Here is a 23,505-nt window from a genome sequence, read left to right as displayed (position 1 = left end):
ATTCCGATGAGCGACGCCAAACTGACCCCGATCGAGCCCGGCCTGCTGGCCCGGATGGTGGCCGGGGTGCGCTATGCCGTAACCGGCGAAACCCCGGCCTGGTTCGGGCCGATGCAGCCCTTTCCACCGCAGGCCCCGCCGGAAGTAGCCGGGCGGCAGATGGACTACCCGACCGGTTACAACCTGCGGCAGACGCCGCGGGCGGAAGAGCCGGTGAGCTTTGCACAGATGCGGGCGCTGGCCGATGGCTACGACCTGATGCGGCTGGTGATTGAAACCCGCAAGGACCAGCTGGCCAAGCTGCACTGGACCATCCGGCCCAAGGCCCGGCTGGCCAAGCCGGATGCCCGCTGCGAGGCCTTGCTGGCGTTTTTCCACAGCCCGGACCGTGAGCACGACTGGTCCACCTGGCTGCGGATGTTACTGGAAGACCTGCTGGTGATCGACGCACCGGCGCTGTACCCCCGCCGCACCCGTGGCGGCGGCCTGTACGCGCTGGAGCCGGTGGATGGCTCGACCATCAAGCGGGTGCTGGACCTCTCCGGTCGCACCCCCTTGCCACCCGATCCCGCTTACCAGCAGGTATTGAAGGGCCTGCCGGCGGTGAACTACAGCCGCGATGAGCTGCTCTACCTGCCGCGTAATCCGCGCACCCACAAGGTCTATGGCTATAGCCCGGTGGAGCAGGTGATTGTCAGCGTCAACATCGCGCTGCGCCGGCAGGCCCACCAGCTCGCCTATTACAGCGAAGGCGCCACGCCCGACCTGATCTTTCAGGTACCGGAGAGCTGGCAGCCGGAGCAGATCCGCCAGTTCGAGGACTGGTGGAACTCGGTGCTGTCCGGCAACAGCAGCGCCCGTCGCGGTGCCAAGTTTGTCCCCAAGGGGGTGGAGCCGTACAACACCAAGGCGGAAGCGCTGAAAGACGAGATGGACGAGTGGCTGGCCCGCATCATCTGCTTTGCCTTCTCGGTCAGTCCGCAGGCCTTTGTGCGTGACATGAACCGTGCCACCGCGCAGACCGGCCAGCAGGCCGCGCTGGCCGAAGGGCTGGCCCCCTTGCAGCACTGGGTGAAATCACTGATCGACCGGGTGATCGTCAGCCAGTTTGGCTATACCGATCTGGAATTTGTGTGGGAGAGCGACGAATCGGTCGACCCACTGCAGCAGGCCGAGATCGACCGCCAGTATGTGGAAGCCCGCGTGCTGCATCCGGATGAAGTCCGCGCCAAGCGCTTCGGCCTGCCCGCACTCACCGCCGCACAACGCGCCGACCTGATGCCGGAGCTGACGCCGCCTGAACCTCCGCCCGCCGCGGTGGGTGAGGATGACGCCGCGCTGGACACCCCCTGACAACCTGCCCGCCACTGGCGGGCTTTTTCTTTTGGAGAGCTGACGATGTCGCTTAAGAAACGCTTTGGTGCGATTGCCAAGGTCGAGGACCTGGACGACGGCACCATCCGGGTGTGGGGGATCGCGTCCAGTGCCGCAGAAGATGCGGATGGCGAAACCATCACCGCCGAGGCCATGCGCGATGCGCTGCCAGACTACCTGCGCTTTGGCGCGGTGCGCGAAATGCACCAGCCACTGGCAGCGGGCACCGCGCTGGAGGCGGAAGTGCTGCCCGACGGCCAGACCCGCTTCTGCGCCCACATTGTGGACAGCGAAGCCGTGCGCAAGGTGCGCGCGGGGGTCTACAAAGGGTTTTCCATTGGTGGCCAGGTGACCACCCGTGACCCGGCCAACCCGCAAGTCATCACCGGCCTCAAGCTGGTGGAAGTCTCACTGGTGGATCGCCCGGCCAACCCGGACGCGGTGATTACCTGCTTCAAGGCCCGCCAGGCTCGCCCACTGAAAAAGGGTGCGTTTGCCGTGGCCCGCGCCGCCGAGCTGGCGGAAGCGCTGCATGGCTTCAAGGGCTATCTGGAGCTGCTGTCCTGCAACAGCGAAGCGCCAACGGTGCTGATCGGGCAGGTCGGCCAGCTGACCGGGGCGATGTACGACGCGCTGGTGGAGCTCACCCAGTTTGAAGCGTTGCGGGTGCAAGGCTTGCTGGGGGCTGCGCCCGAAGGCGAGGACGAAGTCGATCCCGACGCGGAAGACGAAGACGCCGCCGACCCTGCACCTTCCGGCAAGCAGCCTCCGGCCAAAGCAGGCAAGCAACAACCTCCCGCCAAACCGGGCAAGACCGCCTTCGCCGAGGATGAGGACGAAGACGCGGACGAAGAGGAAGACGCCGAGGATGACGAGGAGGCTGAGGACCACGAGGCCGAGGAGGACGATGAAGACGCCGCCCCGGCCCGCCGTCGAGGCAAACCCGCTGGCAAGGCTTCTGCCAGAACCGGTGACAAACCGGCAGCCCGTAAATCAACCCGGCTGGGCGGCGACGCGCTGCGCAAGCTGAACCGGCTGGCAGCCGATTTTGAACTGCTGAAAGGCGAGCTGGGCCGCCTGTCGCAAGAGCGCTCGCGCCTGCAAAAGCGGGTGCGCCAGCTCGAAGCGCTGCCGGAGCAGCCGCGCCTGGCGTTGCGCAGCGTGGAGAAGGGCGAGGATGTGCGCCGCGTGCCGGTGACGGATGCGGTGCGCAAGGAGGATGGCAGCGTGGAGGAGACCGCCACCCTGATCAAGCGGGCGTTTGCCACGCCGATGCGACTGCTGTGAACGTGCCGCGCAAGCGGATGTGTGTATGTGCCGCGCGAGAGCGACGGCGCGTTTTTCTCTCGAAGGAGATTGCTATATGGGCGCTCATGCCACCCAAGAAACGCTGGCTTTGCTGAAGCTGGCACAAAAGGCGGCGCTGCCGGATGAAATCGCCAAGGCGTTCAACCAGGCCGCCAGCCCGACCCAGGGCCTCACCGCTTACGACCTGCAAGCCCCGGCGCTGACGCTGTACCCGGTGCTGACCCCGCTGCGTAACAAGATTCCCCGTGTCTCCGGCAAAGGCGGCACCCAGGCCAGCTGGCGTGCCATCACCGGCATCAACGTCAACAACCTGGCTGCCGGTGTGGCCGAAGGCCGCCGTGGCGGGGTGATTGCCACCAGTACCAGCGAGTATGTGGCGGCCTACCGTGGGCTGGGTCTGGAAGACTATGTGAGCTTTGAAGCGGAATATGCCGCCGAAGGCTTTGACGACGTGAAGGCGCGTGCGGTGGAAGGCCTGCTGCGTTCGCTGATGATCGGTGAAGAAGGCGTGATTCTCGGCGGCAATACCAGCATGCCGCTGGGCACCACCCCGCAGCCCACGCTGATTGGCTCCACCACTGGCGGCTCGCTGGCCACGGGTACGCTGTCAGTGGTGGCCGTCGGCCTCGGCTTTGATGCCTTCTGGGCGCTGGGCGGCTGGAACAATGGCCAGCAAGGCAGCACCATCAATCTGGCCACCGCACAGGTGCCGACGGTGGTGAACCGCAGCAATGCCGATGGCACCAGCGACAGCTACGGCGGCGGCGCCGCCCGCAAGTCGACCGCCGCCACCGTGTCGATCACCGGTCCCAATGGCTCGGCCACCGCCTCGGTGGTGCCGATGGCCAACGCCGTGGCCTATGCCTGGTACTGGGGCGCAGCCGGTGCCGAAGTGCTGGGCGCGGTGACCACCATCAACAGCGTCAGCATCACCGCCAACGCCAGCGGCACCCAGACGGCTGCTTCGCTGCCTGCCAGCGATAATTCCGTCAATTCGCTGGAGTTCGACGGTATTTTGACGCAGATCGCCAAATCGGGCAGCGGTGCTTACGTCAAGACCCTGCCGACCGGTACCCCGGGCGTGGGCTCCACGCTGACGGCGGACAACGCCGGTGGCATCGTCGAGCTGGAAGACGCCTTCTTTGCCTTCTGGAGCCAGTATCGCCTGTCGCCGGAGGTGATCTACGTGAATGCCCAGCAGCTGCTGGACATGAACCGCAAGATCCTGATCGGCGGCGGTGCGCCGCTGGTGCGCTTCAACCTGGATGGCAACAATCCGGGCGCGTACAACCCGAGCGCAGTGATCGGCAGCTACCTGAACAAGATCACCAACACCCAGGTGAAGATCGAGGTGCATCCGAACGTACCGCCGGGCACCATCCTGTTCTGGTCGGACAACCTGCCGTACAAGCTGTCCGGCATCCAGAACGCGGTGCAGATTCGCACCCGTCGCGACTACTACCAGCTGGAGTGGCCGCTGCGTACCCGCAAGTACGAGTACGGCGTGTACACCGACCAGGTGCTGCAAAACTTCTTCCCGCCGGCCTTCGGCATCATCACCAACATCGCACGCGGCTAAGTCGCATGCGCACGGCCCCGCTGCACGCTGCAGCGGGGCTTTTCTTTTGCAGGAGGAATCATGGCGAAATTTGCATGTCCGCCGGACGTGACTTCGGTCAACGTCGGTGGCGAACAGTTCAATGCGGATGCCGAGGGGCTGATCGAGGCGCCGGATGGCGTGGCACCGGCACTGGAGCCGCTGGGCTTTGTGCGGCTGGCTGAGCCGGTTGCCAAGCGCGGCAAGGCTGCCAAAGCCGCAGCAGCGGAGTAAAGGCCATGTTGCTGACGACGCTGGAGAACGCCAAAGCCTGGTTGTTGCTGCCATCGTCCCCGACGCCGGATGACCCGCTGCTGCTGCGGCTGATCAGTGCGGCCAGTGCCTTTATCGAGTCCTGGCTCAGCCGTTCGCTGGGGACACAAAGCTACCGCGAGTGGCGCGACGGCACCGGGCGCGAGCTGCTGCTGTTCGGCAATGGGCCGGTGCAATCGGTGCAGTTGCTGCGGGTGAACGGCAAGGACATTCCGCCAGCCAGCAGCCCCACCGGCTATGGCTACCGCTTTGACCGCAATGTGCTGCTGCTGCAGGGCGAGCTGTTCGCCCGGGGCCGTCGCAACATCGAGCTGCAATACACCGCAGGCTACGACACGGTGCCGGCCGATCTGGAGCAGGCTTGCCTGGAGTGCGTGGCCTTGCGCTACCGCGAGCGCGAGCGCATTGGGCATCAGTCGAAGAGCCTGGCCGGGGAAACCGTCAGCTTCTTCCTCGGTGAGCTGTCGCCCACGGCGCGCGCCGTGCTGCAGCAATACCGCAAGGTGGTGCCAACATGATCCGCGCCTGGGTAACCGGCGCGGCAGACATGGACGCCCGCCTTGACCGCATCCGCAGTGAGGTGGAAGTGGCGTTGCGGCTGAGCATGGGCCGCGCCTGCCTGATGCTGCAACGGCATATCCAGCAGAACAAGCTGTCCGGCCAGGCGCTGAACGCGCGCAGCGGGCAACTGCGGGCCTCCATCATTGCCCGCCCGGTGACCGAGGTGAACGGACTGCTGGTCGGCGAGGTTGGCAGCACGCTGTCTTACGCTCGCATGCAGGAAGAGGGCTTCCATGGCCGCATTGCGGTGCGCGCCCGGCTCAAGCAAGGCCGCAAGTTCGGCAAGCTGGGCAAGCTGGGCAAGCAGCCGCAGCCAGCGGGTAACCGGGTGGTACACCTGAAACCGCATGCCTTCCTGCACGGCGCGTTGCGCGAGATGGGCGAGCCCGCCCGCAAGCTGCTGCTGGAAGGCCTGAAACGGGGGATACACGCATGAACCGCGAAGCCATATACAGCGCCTTGTTTGCACGCTTGACCACGGTGCCGGGGCTGGTGGTGAGCAGCCGCCGCCTGCGGCACTGGACCGATGTACGCGCCGCCGAGCAGCCCGCCCTGTTCATGGCGCAAGGCAGCGAGCAGGCGGTGCCGGGCGATCCGGTGCGTGGCCTGCCAACGCAGTGGACGCTGCAGGTCGACGTTTACCTGTACGCCCGCACCGACGGCGGGCTGGCACCCGGCACGGTAATGAATCCGTTGCTGGACGCGCTGGAAGCTGCGCTGAAGCCGGATAACGCCATGCAACGCTGCCAGACGCTGGGCGGGCTGGTGGAGCACTGCTGGATTGAAGGTGAGCTGGAAACCGATGAAGGCACGCTGGGTGACCAGGCGGTGTGCATCGTGCCGGTCCGTATCCGCGTTTGTCGTTGAACGGGCTGGATTTTCTGTTTGTTCTGACCCGCTTTGGCGGGTTTTCTTTTTGGAGGTAACACAATGGCACAGTATGGTTTCGGTTCCGGCATGCTTTGGGCAACGCCGCAGAACGACGCCTTCGGCAACAGCATCGCCGCGCCGACCCCGATCATGATCGGCGTGATGCAGGAGGGCAGTGTCGACATCTCGTTCGAGAGCAAGACGCTGCACGGTCAAAACCAGTTCCCGGTGGCGGTGGGGCGCGGCAAGGGCAAGATCAGCGGCAAATGCAAGTTTGCCCAGCTGTTCGGCGCCATGTTCAACAACGTGATCTTCGGCCAGTCGATGAGTGGCGGCCTGATCACCGCCAAGTACGACACCACCGGCAGCGTGATCCCGGCCACGCCGTTCCAGATCACCGTCGCGCCGCCTTCCAGCGGCACCTTTACCAGCGACTTCGGCGTGATCGACGCCAATGGCCGCCCGATGACCCGTGTCGCCAGCGCACCGGCTACCGGGCAGTACATGGTCAGCAACGTCGGCCTGTACACCTTTGCTGCGGGGGACGTCGGCAAGACCGTGTTCATCAACTACGAGTACAGCGTGGCGGCGGCGTCAGCACCGACGGCCACCCAGTCCACGGTGATGAACCTGCCGATGGGCTCGGCACCGTCTTTCGCGGCGGACCTGTTCATTCCCTACCAGGGCAAGAGCATGAAGCTGCGGCTGCACTCGGCGGTGGCAGGCAAGCTGTCTTTCGGCACCAAGCAGGATGACTTCCTGGTTCCGGAATTCGACTTCGAAGCCTTTGCCGACCCGCTGGGCCGGGTGGTGACCTGGAGCTTGTCCGAGTAATCGGGCGCGCCGCTTTCGGGCGGCAGCAACGGGTTGCGCAGGTGCGCAGCCCGTTTTCTTTTTTGTTTTGCACTGAGGAATCAAGATGACCGCGATCGTGAACGTCAAAGGCGTATCCCTGAACCTGAACGGCACCACCCTGGTGGTCCCGCCGCTCACCCTGGGCGCGCTGCAACAACTGCAGGACCGGCTGGCTGCCTTCACCGGCGGGCTGGATTCGGCCTCCATTGCCACGGTCATCGACGTGGCGCTGGCCGCCCTGCGCCGAAACTACCCCGAGCTGAACCGCGAAGCCCTGGCCGACATGATCGACGTCGCCAATATGGTGGACGTGATGCAGGCGGTGATGGATGTCTCCGGCATGCGTCGCAAGGCACAGGAGGAAGCCGACGCGGGGGAGCCCTCGATTGGGACGAGCTCTATGCCCACCTGATCCAGTGCACCGGCTGGAGCTGGGACTACATCGACCAGCATATGGACCTGCCGCGGCTGGAAGGCTTCAAGCGCTACTGGAGGCAACACCCGCCGCTGCACCTGATGATCCAGTCCTTCCTCGGCATCCAGCAAAAGGACGAGCCACAGGACGCCCCGGACCTCTCCGCCCTGTTGAACCAGTTTCCGCAGGCGGGGGGAGCGGGTTAGAATCGAGTTTCCTTTTTTAAACTCGATTCAGGAAAACATGAACATGCTTAAAACAGCTGCTGTATTGTCATCTGCTTTCATTTTGGCGGGTTGCGCAATGACCTACACTGCACCTACCGGCACGTCTCAGTTTGCTTCTGAGCGTTTCAATGCGACACGTGCAGATCTGATGAAGGCAACCAAGCGAGCCTTGCTGACCGATGGGAATCAGCTTCTGAACTCGGATGAGCAGTCTGGTGTTGTGTCAACCGTGATGCGCAATTTCCGGGTGCGCCCAGAGCAAGCAGACTGTGGCAAGACCATGGGCTTGGACTATTTGAAGGACAATCGGACCACGACCCAGGTTGCATATAACGTGTTGATCGACGAATCGGGCAAGGTCGATGTACGTGCCGTGGTTCAAGGGGATTACCGCCCAGGCGACTCGCTGCAGAACATCACACTATCGTGCATTTCCAATGGTGTATTGGAGAAGCAACTCATGGCCAAGATCAAGGCCGAACTCAAGTAATACTGTTCTTGATAGACCCCAGGCCGCCTTGTGCGGCCTTTTTTTTTGCAATGACAACGATGGAGGGACGCCATGCCTGACAAACCATTCGACTGGTGGCCGCTGCTCAAGCAGGTCGCCACCTATGGCTGGGTGATGGGGCTGTCCATGCTGGGCGGTGCCGTCTCCCACCTGCAGCGCATCAACGCCCTGCGCCTGCGCTTTCGCTGGCTGGCGTTTGCCGCCGAGCTGCTCACCAGCGGCTTCGTCGGCCTGCTCACCTACTGGCTGTGCCAGGCCGCCGCCATGAGCGCACCGATGACCGCCGTGATGGTGGGCATCGCCGGCCACATGGGCACCCGCTCACTGTTCCGGCTGGAAAAACTCTACGGCCGCCTGTTTGGAGAAAACCCATGATCAACAGCCGCGAAATTGCCGACCTGCACCCGAAAGTAGCCGTGCTGTGCCGCGCCTTTGTGGCGCACTGCAAGGCGGCAGGTATCGACGTGCTGATTACCAGCACCTACCGCGATGCCGCATCGCAAGCCGCGCTCTACGCCCAGGGCCGCACCGCCCCCGGTGCCAAGGTCACCAATGCCAAACCCGGCCAGAGCTGGCACAACTGGCGGGTGGCCTTCGATTTTGTGCCACTGCTGAACGGCAAGGCGCAATGGAACGACGTACGCAGCTTCACTCGCTGCGGCGAAATCGCCGAAAGCCTCGGCCTGGAATGGGCCGGGCGCTGGCAATCGTTCAAAGAGCTGGCCCACTGCCAGTACACCGGCGGCCTCACCCTGGCAGACTTCCAGGCAGGCCGCACACTGCCGTAGAAGGAGGTGAGGGATGAGTGACACCAACATTACATTCACATTTGCCGCTGATACGGCAGATGTGCAAGCCGCACTCGACCGGATTGTAGCGACCGTTCGTCAAGCCGTTTCGACCATGAACACCGAGCTGGGCAAGCTGCGCAGCACACTGGAAGCTGTGTTTGCGCTAGATGGGCTGCCACTGGCGGATACTCTGAAGGCGCTGGCGGACAACCTGACCAGTGCCAGCGAAGCGGCTACGGTGCTGGCGGACAAAATGGGCTCCACCCAGCAGGCCGTGGTGCAACTGCAGGAAGTGTTTGCTGAAGGCATCCAGATCAATATCGAGCCCATCCGTCAGTTTGCAGAGGAAGCCCAGACACTGCTGGAAAAGGTCGGCAAAAGTATTGAGCAGGTGAAGGAGGAGGCCGGTCAGGGCGGAAAGCCAGGGGGGGAGAAGCCGGGTGCTGAACCGAATGCGGGCGAAGGCAGCAAGCCGGATGACAAGAAGAAAGAAGAAAAGAGCAGCTTACACCAGTTCGGGGCCAAGCTGGAAAAGGTAGCCAAGGAGCAAAATAAAGGTGTAAAGGATGGCAAGCAAACCGGTGCAGAAGCTTGGCACAACTTTCTTAAGGCGATAAGGCCCGCTGCCAGGGACACCATCGGTGTGTCCGTAATGAAAGATGCCGCTACATTGCTTTCGCAATTTGCGCAACGCTATTTTCCTGAAACAGAAAGCAAGGGGAAGCTGTTTGAGCTTGAAGATGAGATCGACAAGCTGGAAGGTGAGGTTGCCCATGCGCGGGAGGTCCAGGATGCTGGGCTTGCCGAGAAAGAGGCCAAGCTTCAGCAGCGCTACGAGGCACGGAAGGCTTTAAAGCAGAAGATCGAGGCTGAAGATAAAGCCAAAAAAGAGGCGGATGAAAAGGCCCGGAAGGCCGGCAAAATCATCGTGGATCCTCCCAGCATGACGAACTTTGCCAAGGAGTTCGAGAAGGCTTTCCATGACGGCATGGATGAAATGGTCGCCAAGGGGCTGTCTTTCAAGCAGGCGATGAATAATATCCGTCGCGACATCCAGCTGTCCTTCTTTACGACGTTGATCATGCCTTTGATCAAACAGGTTCTCGCTACGATCTTTGAGCTGGTTGGCAAGATCAGGAAAGCCTTCACTCCCGCCAGTTTCAAGGAGAAACCGGAAGAAGAAAAGAAGGACGAAGGCAAGAAGGAGGATGCCAAACCCGCTGAGCCCAGCAAGGTGGAGACGCCCACCCCCTCCGTCCCCGCGCCTGCCACACCACCAGCTACACCGCCTGCGCAGGAACAGCCAGCAGCGGGGGCTGTGGGTAAGCAGCGCTCCAAGCACGAAACACGTCTGGATTACTGGCAGGAGGAATTGTCAGAACAGCTGCAGGCAAGTGGGGAAAAGGATTTCAAGAAGCGCCTGGAAATGGAGCTGCAGTTCTGGCAACAGCGGCAAAAGCTGGCGCGAGCGGGCAGTGCTGAGTACGGTGCAATTCAGCTGGCGCTGGACAATATCCGGGCGCGACAGGAGCAGGCCGCTCAAGATGCGTCAATCAAGCTCGCTACTGATGCGATTACCCAGAAGAGGGATTTGGCGATAAAAGCAGTTGACGAAGATGAGGCAACTGCCAAGAAAAGTCTGGAAAAGAAAAGAATTTCCAACGAACAGTTCCTCGAGATTGAAATAGAGCTGGAGGAGCGTCGCCGCGGCATCAAGCAAAAGGCACTGGATGATGAGCGGGCCATGCTGGAAGAAAAAGGGGCGCTGACGATTGAGGCTCAGATGCGCCTGGATAAACAGCTGGAAGAGCTGGCGCTGGAATCCAGAAAAAAGCAGAAGGAGTATGAGGAGCAGCTCGAAGCTGAGCGTCCCAGCATGGTTCGGGTGATGGATCAAACCGAGCAGTCGCTGCAGAAAAATCTGGCGGCCATGCTGGATAAGACCCAGACCTTCAAGGAGGCCATGAGGAATGTCTGGGGCGATATGCGAAAAGCTTTTGTGAATGAATACATCAAGCCAACACTACGAGAGTTTCTTTCTCATCTGAAAACCAAACTCATGGCGCTGCTGGGGTTCAAGGAAGCAGATGTTGGGTCTACTGCTGCCGGGACTGCCGCTAAAGGCAGTATTGAAAAAATGGGTGCGGCAAACAGCATGGCAACTAACGCGAGTGGCGTGATTGGCAACATCATGAACAACGCTGTTGAAGCCATGTCGGGGGCCTTCAAGGCGATTGTCGGCATCCCGTTTGTCGGGCCAATTCTGGCAGTGGGCGCAGGGGCGGCGGCGTTTGCAGCGGTGAAGGGTATGGTAGGCAAGGTCAAATCGGCTTCGGGTGGCTACGACATTCCGCGTGGCACCAATCCGTTGACGCAGCTGCATGAAGAGGAAATGGTGCTGCCCAAGCCTTACGCCAATGTGATTCGCGACATGGCGGGTCAAGGCGAAGGCGCTGGTGCAGCGGCCTCCGGTGGGCAGTATCACATCAATATCCAGGCGCTGGATGCGCGCGGGGTTCGCCAGTTGTTCATGGAGCATGGTTCGGCCATGGTGGCGTCGCTGCGGGCGCAGGGCCGTAATTTTGCGGGGGCGTAAATGTCGGAAGCCATTTTTCCGAGCCTGCCGGGGCAGGCGTGGCCGGTGGTGAAGGCTGCTAAATGGTCTACCAAGGTGCAGACCACGGCATCGGGCCGCGAAACACGGGCGTCGTTTTATGCCAGCCCGTGCTGGCTGATCAAAGTGTCATTTTCTGTGTTGCGGCAAAGCGAGATGCAGCAGCTGGCCGGGTTTTTCAATGCCCGACGCGGGTCGTGGGATACCTTCTTGTTCTACGACCCGCAGGAGTGCCTGGTGAGTGAACAGCCCTTTGGGCAGGGCAACGGGGTGACGACGCGGTTCCAGCTGCTGCGCAGCATGGGGGGCTTTACCGAGCCGGTGTTCGGCTTGAAGGAGCCGCCGCAGATCAGCCGTGATGGTGTGTTGCTGCAGCAGGGGGTGGACTATGCGGTGGACAATATGGCAACCGTGACGTTTGTTACCCCACCCGTGGCAGGTAGTGCGCTGACCTGGTCCGGAAAGTTCTGTTTTCGCTGCCGTTTTCAGCAGGATCAGGCGGAATTCGAGCAGTTCATGTCCAATCTGTGGGCGTTGAAGCGGGTGGAATTGTTGACGGTGAAACCATGAAGACAGCGAGCCAACCTTTACTGGATCTGCTGAACAGTCAGGACGCGTTCTGCATGGCAGACCTGTTTGTATTTGTGCTGCAGGGTGGACAAGTGCTGCGCTACACCAGTGCGGACACACCGGTCAGCTGGCAGGGGGAAACCTATTTGTCGACGGGGCCGGGTTTCAAGCGCGGTCGTACCCAGCTGTCGCTGGGGGTGCAGGTGGATACGCTGGAGGTGACCGTGTTTGCTTCGGTGACGGACCAGATCAATGGCCAGCCTTTTGTGGCGCATGCCATGCGTGGCGGGCTGGATGGCGCCAACTTGACGTTGTCGCGCGCGTTCTTGAGCCGCTGGGATGCGCCCGTGGTTGGGGTGTTGTCCTTGTTCAGCGGCCGGGTGGCTGAGGTGTCGGGCACCCGTGGTGCTTGCCATTTGCAGGTGAAGAGTGATCTGGAGCTGCTCAATATCAAGATGCCGCGCAATCTGTATCAGCCGTCTTGTCTGCATACGGTGTACGACGCGGGCTGTGCCGTTAGCCGTGCTTCCATGGTGCAGACCGGCAGCATCGTGCAGGTACTGGACCCGAATCGCTTTGTGGTGTCGTTGCCGCGCCCGGCGGGCTGGTTTGACCAAGGGCTGATTACCTTCAGCAGTGGTGCCAATGCCGGTATCTCGCGGACGGTGCGTTCCTACGCCGAGGGTCAGCAGGTACAGATCGCCTTGCCCTTTCCAGCGGCGGTGCAACCGGGGGATGCCATCTCCATGCTGCCAGGTTGCGACAAGACCCAGACGACCTGTCAGGGCAAATTCAACAATCTGGCCCGCTTCCGGGGCTTTCCCTACATCCCGGTGCCGGAAACGGCCGCCTGAGCGGGGCATTGCGCCAATCATGAACCGGGCTGCGGCCCGGTTTTTTTATGGAGGAAGCCATGGCGGAGGCAGAACAACGCCAGCAGGTGCTGGCCGAAGCCCGAAGCTGGCTGGGCACGCCGTATCACCATCAGGGGCGGGTCAAGGGGGTAGGCGTGGATTGCGCCATGATCCTGTGTGACATCTATCACCAAGTGGGCTTGATCCCGTGGATAGACCCACGCCCCTATCCGCCGGACTGGCACTTTCATCGGGACGATGAACGCTATCTGGGCTGGTTGAAACAGTATGCCCGCCCGGTGGCGCAGCCGCAGCCCGGTGATGTGGCGGTATGGCGTTTTGGCCGCTGCTTCAGCCACGGTGCGGTGGTGGTCGACGACACGCTGGTGCTGCATGCCTATTTCAAGCAGGGCGTGGTGCTGGCGCGGCGGGATGAGACACCGTTGGCCGACCGGCCGGTACGGTTTTACAGTTTGTGGGAGTAGCTGATGGGCGGCATGTTTGGCAAGCGCAAGACCAGCACCATCTCGACCTCAGAGCCACGACTGGGTGCCATTCAGGTACAACAGTCCAGCTATGGTCTGGTGGTGCCGATTGTTTATGGGCAGACCCGGGTCACGGGCAACCTGCTGTGGTACGGCGATTTCACCGCCATCCCGCATGTGACCCGCACGGAGTCGGGCGGTGGTGGCAAGGGCGGTGGTGGTGGTGGCAAGACGGTGCAGGAAGACACCACTTATACCTACGAAGCTGCTTTGGTAATGGGTCTGGGCGAAGGGCCGATCAACGCGGTTGTTTCCGCCTGGCGTGGCAAGGAGCGCCTGCGCGGCAGCCTGTTTCCCGGTGCCTTGCACACGGAGAACAATCTGTCGGTGACGGTCCCCGCGACCGCGCCTTATCAGGTGAGCGTGCCGCAGGCGGCAAGCTGGGTGGCGCACTTGTCAGCCACCACCAGCGAACGGGTGGAGGGCGAGAGGCGCAGCTACTGGTCTGAGCGGACCTTGTCGCCGGGGGCGGATTTCAGCATCAGCAATGGTGTGTATACCTTCAACGCGGGCTTGGCCGGCAGGGCGGTGAAACTCAGCTATCAGTGGCGTGATGCCGCCTACTACCTCAGCGCCTTGCAACAGCTGGGGCTGGCCTTGCAATCGGGGGTGCCAGGGCAGGCTGCATGGGGACATTTGCTCAGCCGTCATCCGGCGCAGGCCATTGGCTACAGCCAGACGGCCGTGCTGTATGGCGCCAATTATCAGCTGACCAATAATGCCGAGGTGCAAAACCACAGCTTTGAAGTGGTGGGCGGCTATGCGTTTGGCAATGGGGTGGTCGATGCCAACCCGGCGGATGTGATGTCGGACTTGCTGTCCAATCCGCGCCATGGCGCAGGCTTCCCGTCCGGCAAGCTGGGCAATTTCAGCCGCTATCGGGATTATTGCACCGCCAATGGCTTGTTCATTTCGCCCGCCTATCACGAGCAGCGCCAGGCCCATGAACACTTGCAGGAGCTGGCGATGTTGTCCAACTCGGCGCTGTTGTGGTCGGAAGGGCAGCTCAAGGTGCTGCCCTACGGGGATGAGGTTGCCAGCGGCTGGGGGGCTCAATTCTTGCCTGACCTGACCCCGGTGTACGCGCTGAGCGATGACGATTTTCTGGTCAGCGGCGCGGATGACCCGGTACGGGTGCAGCGCAAGACGCCTGCGGATGCCTATAACCAGGTGCAGGTGGAGTTTCTCAACCGCAGTAACGATTACAACCTCGAAGTGGCCGAGGCCAAGGATCTGGCCAATATCGAGCAGTTCGGGTTGCGACCGCAGGAGCCGGTCAAGCTGCACGCCATCTGCCAACCGGCGGTAGCCCGCCATGTGGCGCAGCTGCTTCTGCAGCGGGCCTTGTATGTGCGCAACCATTATGAATTCCGGCTGGGCTGGCGACACGCGCTGCTGGAACCGATGGATCTGGTGACGCTGACCGATAGTGGCCTTGGCCTGCAGCAAACCCCGGTACGGGTGACGTCGATCGAAGAGGATGAGGATGGTGGCCTGACCGTTCGCGCTGAGGATTTTCCGCGCGGGGTGGCCAGCTCGGTACGCTATCCGACGCAGGTGGTCTCCGGGTTTGGTCATGACTTCAATGCCGATCCCGGCAAGGTGCTGCCGCCGCTGTTCTTCGAGCCCGGTTTCACCGGGCAGGACCAGACCCTGCGGGTCAAGCTGGCGGTGACGGGCCCTGGTCCCATGTGGGGGGGCTGTCTGGTGTATGCCTCGCAAGATGGTGCCACCTACAAGCAGGTGGATCGCATCGTGGGCGGCAGCCGCTATGGCACCTTGCGCGCCGCCTTGGCCGCTGCGGGCAATGTGTTGTCAGTACAGTTGACGGGTAAAGGCGGGCAGCTGCTGTCCGGTACCGAGGAAGATGCCCGGCTGATGCACACCGCCTGCTGGGTGGATGGCGAGTACCTTGGCTATCAGCAGGCAACGCTGGATGGCGTCAATCAATACACCCTGGGTGGATTGCAGCGCGGCAGCTGGGGCAGTACGGCCAGCAACCATGCAGCGGGCAGCCCCTTTGTGCGGCTGGATGCCACGGTGGGGGAGAGCGAGGCGCTGTCGCTGGATCAGGTGGGCAAAACGCTGTGGTTCAAGCTGGTCAGCTTCAACGTGTATGGGGGCGGGCTGCAGGATATCAGTCAGGTGCCCGCCTACCAGTACACGGTGCAAGGTACCGCTTTGCTGTCGCCAATGCCGGACATCCGCAACCTGCGCACCAACTTCGTGGCGGGTCTGACGCAACTCTACTGGGACGAGGTGCAGGACTTGCGGTCGGTCGATTATGAAATCCGGCTCGGCCCCAGCTGGCATCAAGCCAAGGTACTGGGGCGCACCCCGCTGCCACGCTTTACCGCCGTGGGGGATGGCCTGTACTGGATTGCGGCACACTACCAGGCACAAGGCGGCGTGCAGGTTTACTCGGCTCAGCCCGGGCGGCTGAGCATCACCGGTGCCGCGCTGGTCAAGAACGTGGTGGCCCGCTTCGACGAAGCGGCCAGCGGCTGGTCGGGGACGTGCGCCGGTGGCGCCATGGTACTGGGTGGCGCCATCCAGCTGGATGCGGCGGATAGCCTGCTGGCTTTGCCGGATGTGCTGTCCAACCCGGATATCTTGTGGCTGGGCGGGGTGGCGGGCAATGGCATGTATACCCTGCCCGCCAGCCATACCATCAATATCGGTCGGGTTGCGCCTTGTAATGTGCTGATCAGTTACAGCGTGCGCGGGCAGGCCATCCACGAAAACGTGCTGACCACGCCCGACGTCTTCGCGCTGAACGACTGGTTCGGTGAGGTGCTGGGGCAGCAGGTGGATGTGGTGCCGCAGATCGCGCTGGCACAGGAAGACGGGGTGTTTGGTGACTGGCAGCAGTTTGTACCGGGCAGCTATGTCGCCCAGTCTTTCAAGGCACGGGTGCTGATCAGCACCCGTGACCCCGGCATCAGCCCCATCCTGAGCGGGCTCACCTTCCTGGTGGATGCGCCGGACCGCGTTGACAGCGGCTCGGTCAACGTCCCCATCGGTGGCTTCTCAGTGCTCTACGAGCGCCCGTTTAACGGCGGCAACGGCAGCCAGCCCTGGCCCCTGCCGCAGATTACCCTGCTGAACGCCATGCCGGGGGACGACCTGCTGCTGACCGCGCAAACCCGCAGCGGTTTCACCGTGCGGGTGGTCAACGGCAGCAATGATGTGGCACGCCAGATCAACTGGATCAGCCAAGGCTACTGAGCACCATCCCGTTTGCACAAGACAGGCCGCCTGCGGGCGGCCTTTTTCATGGAGAAAGCAATGTCACAAAATCCGACCGTACTGCCTACCAGTGGCACGCTGACCGGCCTTGGCCTGGTGCAGAAAGTGAATGATGCGCTGGATACCATCGCCAGCAACCTGAGCGGTGCCACCGACCCCGGCGCAGTGGGTGCCAACCGGCTGTGGGCCGACACCCAAAGCGGCCTGCTCAAGCTACGCAATGGCAACAACGACGGCTGGACCGTACTGGGCAGTTTGAGCGACCTTGGCATCCAGAGTGGCCGTCAAGTCACCGCCACGGCCGGTGGCACCGGTGACGCGCTCACCGCCAGCTTTGCCCCCGCGGTGACCACCCTGATCAACGGCATGTCACTGTGCGTGCGCAGCAACGGCAGCAATGCCTCAGCGGCCCCAACCTTTACCCCGAACAGCGGCGTCATCCCGGCCAAAACCATCGTCAAAGGCACGGGGCAAGCGCTGATGATTGGCGACATTGCCGGTGCCGGCCACTGGCTGGAACTGTTGTATGACCAGACGCTGGACAAATGGCTGTTGCTGAATCCGGCGGCAGGGTTGTCATCCGCAGTTCCGGTCGGCACCATCATCCATGTTGCGCAGAACACGCCGCCTGCAGGCTATCTGAAAGCCAACGGGGCAGAGGTCTCCCGCAGTACCTATGCCGCGCTTTTTGCGGCACTGGTGGCCAGTGCGGGCTTCACACCGCAGACGTTCACCGTGAACATCGCCAATCCGGCCATCTTCACCAAGCCCGCCCACGGCTTCACTGGCGGCGAGCGACTGCGACTCTCCACCACCGGCGCGCTACCCTCCGGGCTTAACAGCACCACAGACTACTTCGTCGAGAAAATCGATGCCAACACCTTCTACCTAAGCTCCGGCGGTGGCCGGATCGTGACCAGCGGCACACAGTCGGGCACCCACAGCTACCTGCAAAGTTGGTTCGGCCTCGGCGACGGTACCACCACCTTCAACCTGCCCGACCTGCGAGGTGAGTTTATGCGAGGGTGGGATGATGGACGTGGCGTCGATGTGGGCCGAGCAATGGGGACAGGGCAGGCAGGTAGTGAGATAGCGGTTGTCGACAATCCGAACGGCATTATCCCACTGACTAGCGTTGCAAATCACGACGGTACCAGCTCCTATGACACCAGCTACTCTATAAATATCAGTGCAGCAGCAGGGCGATTTATGGCCTACAAACGTGTTCGACCTCGCAATGTCGCGCTGTTGGCTTGTATAAAGTTTTAATAAAAGAGAACGGACAAAGGGCAAGGCCTTCTATTCCGATTAGCCACTTGCACTGTGAGTAATATTCGGTACTGTCGCCACTGATTTCTATTTTCACCACCAGCCATGCCCTGCCTTCGAACAGGGCATGGTTTCTTGTTTGAACTCATCCGAGGTGAACACTATGACTCAACTCACCTGCCGCTCTGGTTCCCATCAGTGATAGGTGCCGGTATGGGTGGATTGGCGGTGTCGAGCCAGCACCGACAAGATTCCTACCACATAATTTGTGGTTAGCCAGCACCGCTTGCGGGTGATGTAGGTTAATTTGCGCCGACAAGCGGGAACGAAATGATCTGGGGAATGTATCAATGAATTTCTAGAGTGGGCTAACTGGCTTTATATAAAACAGGCTGAGCACTACTCTTACCAGCCCATTTTTCAAGCGCATGATTCGTCGCTCGAAAAGATGATGTGAGAGAAAACTTGCTGCAAAAAGAATAAGAAAGCCAGAAGTAAGCGCTACCAGGTCTGGCATGTAATGCGTGAGTTTTTTTGCAAGTGGGTTAGAGAATGTTTGTAGCAAATAAATCGAGTAAGTATATTTGCCAAGTGCCGCCAATTTCCAATGCCAACGGTTTTCTTTCTGAACCGAGAAGTAAATCAACAACACGGCAGGAATTCCCCATGCAATAGGGCGAGGGATGGTAATACCATTCTCATAGACTATCCACATCCTCGGGATAAAAGAATGATTCGTGTCCACATACCCCCAGTCATTTCCTGTTGCTGCTAAAAACATTAAGCAAGCAGAGATTACAAGACCAAAGTTTACAATCCTCTGGCTTCTTGGGTTGGATGTCTCATGTGAGGTGTAATAGTGTGCCAGGCCGTATCCTGCAATAAACTCAATAGCAATGGGGGCGCCATAATAAAAGCCCCAAATTAACCATGCAATAAAGGATAGGATTATTCCTAGGGTTGGAATTAGAATTAGCCTATTAAAATGAATTCCTATTGTGACCAGCATGTAGAAAAACATCTCGTATCGGAGGGTCCAGCCCAGAGTCACAAGTGGATCAATGCTCTCTGTAGTTGGGAGTAGTAGTAAAGACTGTAGCACATAGAAGATATTTAAACTCTTGCCGTCATAAATTGCGACTTTGATGCCCCATGCTACTGTGACAATAGCATAAAGTGGGAGGATCCTAAGTAATCTTGCAACAATGAATGCAATCGATCCTCCTTTGCCCTTGGTGGTATTGCAAGCGCTCAAATACATTACAAAGCCGCTAATGACAAAGAAGATGTCGACCCCTATTGAGCCAAGAAATATTCCGCCGCCTAGGAACATACTGACAACAGGGATCGGAAAGCCCCCGGAATGGGCTAGAATCACCAATGCTGCAGCAACAAATCGCAAAGCTTCCAGCGAGTTGAGGGTCTTGATCATATTTATCCCAGTGAATGTGGGTAATGGCTAGGTAATTCAGTTGGAGCATTACTTCTTTTGACAATCACCCAAGGCGGTGAATTTGTCCTGCCATGCAGGGCAGCAGCAGGGTGCTTCTTCGCTTGCTTTGAGTAGCATGAAGCCGAGCTAATTCATTGAATTTATTGGCGGAAGCGGTGTAATTCGAACTCAAGGATGGCTGTTCACCGCTGGTTTTCAAGACCAGTGCCTTGAGTCATTCGGGCATGCTTCCGCTGAAGGCTGCTCTCCAAGCGGTAGCAGCATAGATTTTAAGCATTATATCGCGCAGCCTGAGCTGTGGCGAGAGGTGAGGCGGAACCTTTCCCGGGTTCTCGGTAGCCTCACGTTCCAACAGCCCGAGGTGATCGCAACGCACAGAGTCCCTACATGCGTAGAACTGGGTTCCGCCAATCCATTTATTCCTGCCGAACCCTGCTATGCCCACAATCTTGGCATACGCCTACCGGCTGCTGTGGGCGAGACCGGCGAAACAGGCATGGTTGCCACTACGTTGAACCACGGCATGGGGTGAGCAATATAGATCAGCATTAGTTTCCATTTTTTACTACCAGCCATGCCCCCGCTGATAAACAGGGGCATGGTTCCTTTTCTGAACCCATTCGGAGTAAATCCCCATGATCGCCATGTTTTTTCCCTGGCTGCTGCGCCATTGGCGCGGGCTGGCCGGGGTGGTGTTGTTATTGCTTGCGGGCTGGGCGGGCCATGCCTGGTCCGAGCGGCGTTGGCAGGCGCGCTGGGCGGAGCAGCAGGCATTACTGGCTCAGCAGGCGGCGCTGGCCACGCGCCGCAATGCGGAGCAGGCGCGCCGTCAGTCTGAGGCCGCCACCTATGCGCTGCAGGATCAGGCGCACCGGCTACAGCAGCGTGTGGCTGCAACGCAAACCCGTATCTTACTGGAGAAACGCTATGAAATGGATGCTGCTGGCCGGGTTCGGCTGCCTGCTCGCTGGGTGTACCTCTACAACGCCGCCATCCGTCGTGACGTGCCCCGCCTGGACGGTGCCGGCGGATCTGATGGCCCCACCCAAGGTCTTGACGCCTTTACCGCCGTCCAGACCATCAACCGTAACACCGACGCCTGCCACGACAACGCTGACCAACTGATGGCGCTGCAAGCTTATTTACAGCGTGCCGGGGTGGTTGTACAGCCCTGAGCGGCGATGGTGTCAGGGGCATGAGCCTTGCCGCTGCGCAGTTGCTGGCGGGGTGCCAAGCGGGATTCACACGCCGTTGAACTGGATACGGATGCAGGCACCGCCCAGTGTATCGCTGCGCAGGATGTCTAGGCGGCCCTGATAGGCGTTGACGATATCGTTCACAATGGCGAGTCCGATGCCGTGGCCAGGTACTGCCTCATCCGCACGCACCCCGCGCTGCTGCATCAAACTGGGATCACTGATGCCAGGGCCGTCGTCCTCGATGCTGAGGGTGCAGCGCTCTCCCTCTCGCTGCGCGCTGATGCGCACCTGATGCGTAGCCCATTTGGCGGCGTTGTCGATCAGGTTGCCCAGCAGCTCCAGCAAATCGCCTTCATCCAGCCGTAGTTTGAAATCAGGTGGAATGTCTTGCTGGAACTGCAGGCTTCGGTCACGGTAGACCTTGCTGAGGGTGTCGGTGATCCGTTGCACTTGGGGCGCGAGCAGACGGGCGGCGGCAAAGGGCGCACTGCCTGCAGTGGCGGCGCGCTGCAGCTGATAGCCCACCAGCGTTTCCATGCGCTGGCATTGCTCGCGCACCGTGTGGGCAAATTCGGCATCGTCTTCCGGCGTGCCTTTGAGTACCGCCAATGGGGTCTTCAGACTGTGGGCGAGGTCGGCCAGTGCATGGCGGTAACGCTGCTGCTGGGCGCGTTCGCGCTGCAGCAGGGTGTTCAGGTTGCGGGTGAGCCCTTGCAGCTCACGCGGGTAGGGGCCATCCAGCTGCTCATCTTCCCCTTGCTCGATGCGGCGCAAGGCGCGTGCGACTTGCCGCAGCGGGCGCAGTCCCCAGCGCAGCAGCACGGTCTGGGTCAGCAACAGCAGCACGGCCGAGGCGGCCAGCCAGCCCCACAGGGTACGGCGATAGGTGTTCAGCTCGCGCTCAAAATCACGCAGGTCCTCGCTGACGCTGAACAGCAGTGGCAGCCGACGCACGCCGACAGGCCAGCTAACCTGCATGGAGAGCGCCCAGTAGCGCTGCTGACCCATGTCCACCTGTCCAAACCAGGGTTGGCCTGGCGTGGCGCTGTCGGCAAAGGGTATGGCGCGGCCGGTATTGGAGGCGGATAGCCATTGCGTGCGGCCAAGCTGAACGCGGGCATACAGGCCGGAGCCAGGCAGTTGCAGGCGGGTTTCGGCCAGTTGTGGCGGCATGTGCAGCACGCCTTGCTCATCGACCTCGGCGGCGGCCATCAGCAGGTAGGCGAGGGCACTCAGGCGTTCGCGGCGGGCAGTCTCCGCACTTTCGCGAAAGGCCTTGTCCAGCGCCGCGCCAGTGAGGATCACGAACAGCAGCAGCAGCACGGCGGCGGCCAGGATCACCCGCTGGTTGATCGAGCGGGGCTTGCGGCTCATGCGCCAGGTTGCAGGGTAAAGCGGTAACCGCGTCCGCGCAGGGTCTCGATCGGTTGCAGGCTGCCATCCGGGTCCAGCTTCTTGCGCAGGCGGCCGAGCAGCACTTCAATCACATTGCTGTCCGGGTCGGCGTTCACCGGGTAGAGGTAGTCGTTCAGCTCCGCCTTGGGCACCACCCGATCCCGGTGGGTCACCAGAAATTCCAGCATGCGGTATTCAAAGGCGGTCAGGTCCAGCGCTTGCGTTTCACGCTGTACGCTCTGCGCGCCCAGGTCCAGTTGCAGCGGGCCGAATTGCAGCTTCTGCTGGGGCGCACCTGCAGCGCGGCGCAACAGGGCTTTGACCCGTGCCAGCAGTTCTGGCGGCTCGAACGGCTTGGTCAGGTAATCGTCGGCCCCGGCCTCCAGCCCCTCCACCTTATCCTGCCAGCGGTCGCGGGCGGTTAATACCAGCACCGGGGTGGTACTGCCCTCCGAGCGCAGGATGCGCAGGATGTCGAGGCCCGAGCGTTTGGGCAGGCCGAGATCCAGCACGATGGTGTCGAAGGGGTACTCTTTGGCCAGAAACAACCCTTGCTCGCCATCCTGCGCGCCTTCTACCCGGTAGCCCGCCTCGGTCAGCATCTGCCGCAGGCGGGCATTGAGGATGGGCTCGTCTTCCACCACCAGAATGCGCATCTCAGTGCACCTCCCCACTGCCAGCGTCAATCTTCAGAATTACCACCTCGCCATTGCTTTTTAGCACCTTGACCCGAAACAGCGTACCCTGCTGTTCCACTGCCAGCACCTTGCCCCCGGTCCGCTCCTGTGCGATGCGGGCGGCATCATCACGGGAAATGGCCCAGGCCGGAACGGCCACCAGCAACAGGGTGAGCAGGGCTGCGCGCATCATGATCTTTCTCCATCCATCCTTCTGACAGCCGGGGTCATATCCGGCTGCCCATTGTACCGTGCCAGAACGCCTTTGGCGTGGATCAGCGCGACGGCTCCACCGACACGTTCACCCGCACCTCACGGCCCGGGTCGCGCGGCATGAAGCTGGTATAGCGGCGGCCTGCGTATTCATAGGTGACGCGATAGCCGGTCAGGCGATTGTCCCACTGGTCCACGCTGCGGCAGCGGCGCTCATCGCGAGACACGGTTTCGTATTCATCGCCACCACGATCATTCCAGCGGTCGCCAATCATGGCGCCTGCGATGGCACCGACCGCCGTGGCGGCATCCTTGCCACGCCCCTTGCCAACCTGGTGGCCCAGCGCCGCCCCCACCACACCCCCAATGATGGCACCGCTGGTGCTGCGGCGGGATTCACGCGGCTGTTGGCTGCTGACGGTTTCCGTCCAGCACTCCTCGCGTGGTGAGTTGACGCGCTCATATTGGGGCTCCACCTGACGCACCCGGGCATAATCTGCAAAGGATTCCGCCCGCAGGGTCGGAACCGCCAGGCTCATTGCGAGGGTAGCAAACACAGTCAAGCGACGCATGGTGTGACTCCTTTCAGTCGACTTCCACCATCGTGGTGGACATGCAGCGTAGTGTGCACCGCGCTCGCTGAACGGGTCATGAATGCCTGCGTATCCTCCGTACAGGGTTAAAT

25 protein-coding genes are annotated in these 23,505 nt (G+C 61.2%); 20 read left to right on the top strand and 5 right to left on the bottom strand.

Going from position 1 to position 23,505, the window contains the following annotated elements:
• Nucleotides 1–6 precede the first annotated feature (6 nt).
• The 19 genes from HF682_RS03510 to HF682_RS17665 all read left to right on the top strand — a co-directional run bounded on the left by HF682_RS03510 (nt 7) and on the right by HF682_RS17665 (nt 17,883).
• On the top strand, nt 7–1,353 hold the full coding sequence (locus HF682_RS03510; protein ID WP_168875846.1) for a phage portal protein: 1,347 nt from the start codon (nt 7–9) through the stop codon (nt 1,351–1,353).
• A gap of 45 nt (nt 1,354–1,398) precedes the next feature.
• The gene (locus HF682_RS03505; protein WP_168875845.1) at nt 1,399–2,661 is read left to right on the top strand and encodes a hypothetical protein; all 1,263 of its coding nucleotides are present in this window, start codon (nt 1,399–1,401) and stop codon (nt 2,659–2,661) included.
• A 76-nt stretch (nt 2,662–2,737) separates the two neighbouring features.
• A complete protein-coding gene (locus tag HF682_RS03500; RefSeq protein ID WP_168875844.1) occupies nt 2,738–4,261 on the top strand; it encodes a hypothetical protein in 1,524 nt (507 codons plus the stop codon).
• Nucleotides 4,262–4,321: 60 nt separating this feature from the next.
• Entirely contained in the window at nt 4,322–4,513 is a 192-nt protein-coding gene (locus HF682_RS03495) for a hypothetical protein (protein ID WP_168875843.1), read from the top strand.
• A 5-nt stretch (nt 4,514–4,518) separates the two neighbouring features.
• Nucleotides 4,519–5,070: a head-tail connector protein gene (locus HF682_RS03490; RefSeq protein WP_205881885.1), complete on the top strand. Its 552-nt coding sequence runs from the start codon at nt 4,519–4,521 to the stop codon at nt 5,068–5,070.
• Nucleotides 5,067–5,549 (top strand): HK97 gp10 family phage protein, encoded by a 483-nt coding sequence (locus tag HF682_RS03485; RefSeq protein WP_168875842.1) that lies wholly within the window; start codon nt 5,067–5,069, stop codon nt 5,547–5,549. Before HF682_RS03490 ends, HF682_RS03485 begins: the two co-directional genes overlap by 4 nt.
• The gene (locus tag HF682_RS03480) at nt 5,546–5,980 is read left to right on the top strand and encodes a hypothetical protein (RefSeq protein ID WP_168875841.1); all 435 of its coding nucleotides are present in this window, start codon (nt 5,546–5,548) and stop codon (nt 5,978–5,980) included. Before HF682_RS03485 ends, HF682_RS03480 begins: the two co-directional genes overlap by 4 nt.
• A 63-nt stretch (nt 5,981–6,043) precedes the next feature.
• Nucleotides 6,044–6,817, top strand: coding sequence for a hypothetical protein (locus HF682_RS03475; RefSeq protein ID WP_168875840.1), 774 nt, complete (start codon nt 6,044–6,046; stop codon nt 6,815–6,817).
• An 85-nt stretch (nt 6,818–6,902) separates the two neighbouring features.
• Complete coding sequence (locus tag HF682_RS03470) at nt 6,903–7,250, top strand: hypothetical protein (protein WP_168875839.1); 348 nt, start codon at nt 6,903–6,905, stop codon at nt 7,248–7,250.
• 41 nt (nt 7,251–7,291) lie between these two features.
• Nucleotides 7,292–7,459, top strand: a complete 168-nt coding sequence (locus HF682_RS03465) for a hypothetical protein (protein ID WP_168875838.1) — start codon at nt 7,292–7,294, stop codon at nt 7,457–7,459.
• A 37-nt stretch (nt 7,460–7,496) separates the two neighbouring features.
• Nucleotides 7,497–7,970, top strand: coding sequence for a hypothetical protein (locus HF682_RS03460; protein WP_168875837.1), 474 nt, complete (start codon nt 7,497–7,499; stop codon nt 7,968–7,970).
• Nucleotides 7,971–8,042: 72 nt separating this feature from the next.
• A complete protein-coding gene (locus HF682_RS03455; protein WP_168875836.1) occupies nt 8,043–8,366 on the top strand; it encodes a phage holin family protein in 324 nt (107 codons plus the stop codon).
• Nucleotides 8,363–8,779, top strand: coding sequence for a M15 family metallopeptidase (locus tag HF682_RS03450; RefSeq protein WP_168875835.1), 417 nt, complete (start codon nt 8,363–8,365; stop codon nt 8,777–8,779). The genes HF682_RS03455 and HF682_RS03450 overlap by 4 nt, the downstream gene beginning before the upstream one ends.
• Before the next feature lie 13 nt (nt 8,780–8,792).
• Nucleotides 8,793–11,378, top strand: a complete 2,586-nt coding sequence (locus HF682_RS03445) for a coiled-coil domain-containing protein (protein ID WP_168875834.1) — start codon at nt 8,793–8,795, stop codon at nt 11,376–11,378.
• Nucleotides 11,379–11,966, top strand: coding sequence for a DUF2460 domain-containing protein (locus tag HF682_RS03440; RefSeq protein ID WP_168875833.1), 588 nt, complete (start codon nt 11,379–11,381; stop codon nt 11,964–11,966).
• Entirely contained in the window at nt 11,963–12,820 is an 858-nt protein-coding gene (locus tag HF682_RS03435; RefSeq protein WP_168875832.1) for a phage/gene transfer agent baseplate hub protein, read from the top strand. Before HF682_RS03440 ends, HF682_RS03435 begins: the two co-directional genes overlap by 4 nt.
• A gap of 59 nt (nt 12,821–12,879) precedes the next feature.
• Nucleotides 12,880–13,305, top strand: a complete 426-nt coding sequence (locus HF682_RS03430; RefSeq protein ID WP_168875831.1) for an NlpC/P60 family protein — start codon at nt 12,880–12,882, stop codon at nt 13,303–13,305.
• 3 nt (nt 13,306–13,308) lie between these two features.
• Nucleotides 13,309–16,593: a phage tail protein gene (locus tag HF682_RS03425; protein WP_168875830.1), complete on the top strand. Its 3,285-nt coding sequence runs from the start codon at nt 13,309–13,311 to the stop codon at nt 16,591–16,593.
• Between the two features lie 60 nt (nt 16,594–16,653).
• Entirely contained in the window at nt 16,654–17,883 is a 1,230-nt protein-coding gene (locus HF682_RS17665; protein ID WP_205881884.1) for a tail fiber protein, read from the top strand.
• 358 nt (nt 17,884–18,241) lie between these two features.
• Here HF682_RS17665 and HF682_RS03415 read toward each other — a convergent pair whose 3' ends face one another.
• Nucleotides 18,242–19,315 carry an acyltransferase family protein gene (locus HF682_RS03415; protein WP_168875829.1) on the bottom strand — a complete coding sequence of 358 codons (1,074 nt, stop codon included), beginning with the start codon at nt 19,313–19,315 and terminating at the stop codon, nt 18,242–18,244.
• Nucleotides 19,316–19,971: 656 nt separating this feature from the next.
• Here HF682_RS03415 and HF682_RS03410 point away from each other — a divergent pair.
• The gene (locus HF682_RS03410) at nt 19,972–20,511 is read left to right on the top strand and encodes a hypothetical protein (protein WP_168875828.1); all 540 of its coding nucleotides are present in this window, start codon (nt 19,972–19,974) and stop codon (nt 20,509–20,511) included.
• Nucleotides 20,512–20,577: 66 nt separating this feature from the next.
• Here the strand turns inward: HF682_RS03410 and HF682_RS03405 are convergent, their stop codons facing one another.
• The 4 genes from HF682_RS03405 to HF682_RS03390 all read right to left on the bottom strand — a co-directional run bounded on the left by HF682_RS03405 (nt 20,578) and on the right by HF682_RS03390 (nt 23,392).
• Nucleotides 20,578–21,909: an ATP-binding protein gene (locus HF682_RS03405; RefSeq protein ID WP_168875827.1), complete on the bottom strand. Its 1,332-nt coding sequence runs from the start codon at nt 21,907–21,909 to the stop codon at nt 20,578–20,580.
• Nucleotides 21,906–22,586, bottom strand: a complete 681-nt coding sequence (locus tag HF682_RS03400) for a response regulator transcription factor (protein ID WP_168875826.1) — start codon at nt 22,584–22,586, stop codon at nt 21,906–21,908. Before HF682_RS03400 ends, HF682_RS03405 begins: the two co-directional genes overlap by 4 nt.
• A 1-nt stretch (nt 22,587) precedes the next feature.
• Nucleotides 22,588–22,800, bottom strand: coding sequence for a PepSY domain-containing protein (locus HF682_RS03395; protein ID WP_168875825.1), 213 nt, complete (start codon nt 22,798–22,800; stop codon nt 22,588–22,590).
• Between the two features lie 82 nt (nt 22,801–22,882).
• Nucleotides 22,883–23,392, bottom strand: coding sequence for a glycine zipper 2TM domain-containing protein (locus HF682_RS03390; protein WP_168875824.1), 510 nt, complete (start codon nt 23,390–23,392; stop codon nt 22,883–22,885).
• Nucleotides 23,393–23,505 lie beyond the last annotated feature (113 nt).

This window comes from Leeia aquatica (assembly GCF_012641365.1).
Classification (GTDB): domain Bacteria; phylum Pseudomonadota; class Gammaproteobacteria; order Burkholderiales; family Leeiaceae; genus Leeia; species Leeia aquatica.
This window is presented reverse-complemented; position numbering and strand designations above follow the sequence as displayed.

Excerpts from the sequence above, each read along its gene's own strand:
- HF682_RS03495 (WP_168875843.1), top strand. The coding sequence starts at position 4,322 with ATGGCGAAATTTGCATGTCCGCCGGACGTGACTTCGGTCAACGTCGGT.
- HF682_RS03395 (WP_168875825.1), bottom strand. The coding sequence starts at position 22,800 with ATGATGCGCGCAGCCCTGCTCACCCTGTTGCTGGTGGCCGTTCCGGCC.
- HF682_RS03445 (WP_168875834.1), top strand. The coding sequence starts at position 8,793 with ATGAGTGACACCAACATTACATTCACATTTGCCGCTGATACGGCAGAT.
- HF682_RS03410 (WP_168875828.1), top strand. The coding sequence starts at position 19,972 with ATGATCGCCATGTTTTTTCCCTGGCTGCTGCGCCATTGGCGCGGGCTG.
- HF682_RS17665 (WP_205881884.1), top strand. The coding sequence starts at position 16,654 with ATGTCACAAAATCCGACCGTACTGCCTACCAGTGGCACGCTGACCGGC.
- HF682_RS03470 (WP_168875839.1), top strand. The coding sequence starts at position 6,903 with ATGACCGCGATCGTGAACGTCAAAGGCGTATCCCTGAACCTGAACGGC.
- HF682_RS03455 (WP_168875836.1), top strand. The coding sequence starts at position 8,043 with ATGCCTGACAAACCATTCGACTGGTGGCCGCTGCTCAAGCAGGTCGCC.
- HF682_RS03460 (WP_168875837.1), top strand. The coding sequence starts at position 7,497 with ATGAACATGCTTAAAACAGCTGCTGTATTGTCATCTGCTTTCATTTTG.
- HF682_RS03440 (WP_168875833.1), top strand. The coding sequence starts at position 11,379 with ATGTCGGAAGCCATTTTTCCGAGCCTGCCGGGGCAGGCGTGGCCGGTG.
- HF682_RS03435 (WP_168875832.1), top strand. The coding sequence starts at position 11,963 with ATGAAGACAGCGAGCCAACCTTTACTGGATCTGCTGAACAGTCAGGAC.
- HF682_RS03485 (WP_168875842.1), top strand. The coding sequence starts at position 5,067 with ATGATCCGCGCCTGGGTAACCGGCGCGGCAGACATGGACGCCCGCCTT.
- HF682_RS03425 (WP_168875830.1), top strand. The coding sequence starts at position 13,309 with ATGGGCGGCATGTTTGGCAAGCGCAAGACCAGCACCATCTCGACCTCA.
- HF682_RS03475 (WP_168875840.1), top strand. The coding sequence starts at position 6,044 with ATGGCACAGTATGGTTTCGGTTCCGGCATGCTTTGGGCAACGCCGCAG.
- HF682_RS03400 (WP_168875826.1), bottom strand. The coding sequence starts at position 22,586 with ATGCGCATTCTGGTGGTGGAAGACGAGCCCATCCTCAATGCCCGCCTG.
- HF682_RS03500 (WP_168875844.1), top strand. The coding sequence starts at position 2,738 with ATGGGCGCTCATGCCACCCAAGAAACGCTGGCTTTGCTGAAGCTGGCA.
- HF682_RS03465 (WP_168875838.1), top strand. The coding sequence starts at position 7,292 with ATGGACCTGCCGCGGCTGGAAGGCTTCAAGCGCTACTGGAGGCAACAC.
- HF682_RS03505 (WP_168875845.1), top strand. The coding sequence starts at position 1,399 with ATGTCGCTTAAGAAACGCTTTGGTGCGATTGCCAAGGTCGAGGACCTG.
- HF682_RS03480 (WP_168875841.1), top strand. The coding sequence starts at position 5,546 with ATGAACCGCGAAGCCATATACAGCGCCTTGTTTGCACGCTTGACCACG.
- HF682_RS03490 (WP_205881885.1), top strand. The coding sequence starts at position 4,519 with ATGTTGCTGACGACGCTGGAGAACGCCAAAGCCTGGTTGTTGCTGCCA.
- HF682_RS03510 (WP_168875846.1), top strand. The coding sequence starts at position 7 with ATGAGCGACGCCAAACTGACCCCGATCGAGCCCGGCCTGCTGGCCCGG.
- HF682_RS03450 (WP_168875835.1), top strand. The coding sequence starts at position 8,363 with ATGATCAACAGCCGCGAAATTGCCGACCTGCACCCGAAAGTAGCCGTG.
- HF682_RS03405 (WP_168875827.1), bottom strand. The coding sequence starts at position 21,909 with ATGAGCCGCAAGCCCCGCTCGATCAACCAGCGGGTGATCCTGGCCGCC.
- HF682_RS03390 (WP_168875824.1), bottom strand. The coding sequence starts at position 23,392 with ATGCGTCGCTTGACTGTGTTTGCTACCCTCGCAATGAGCCTGGCGGTT.
- HF682_RS03430 (WP_168875831.1), top strand. The coding sequence starts at position 12,880 with ATGGCGGAGGCAGAACAACGCCAGCAGGTGCTGGCCGAAGCCCGAAGC.
- HF682_RS03415 (WP_168875829.1), bottom strand. The coding sequence starts at position 19,315 with ATGATCAAGACCCTCAACTCGCTGGAAGCTTTGCGATTTGTTGCTGCA.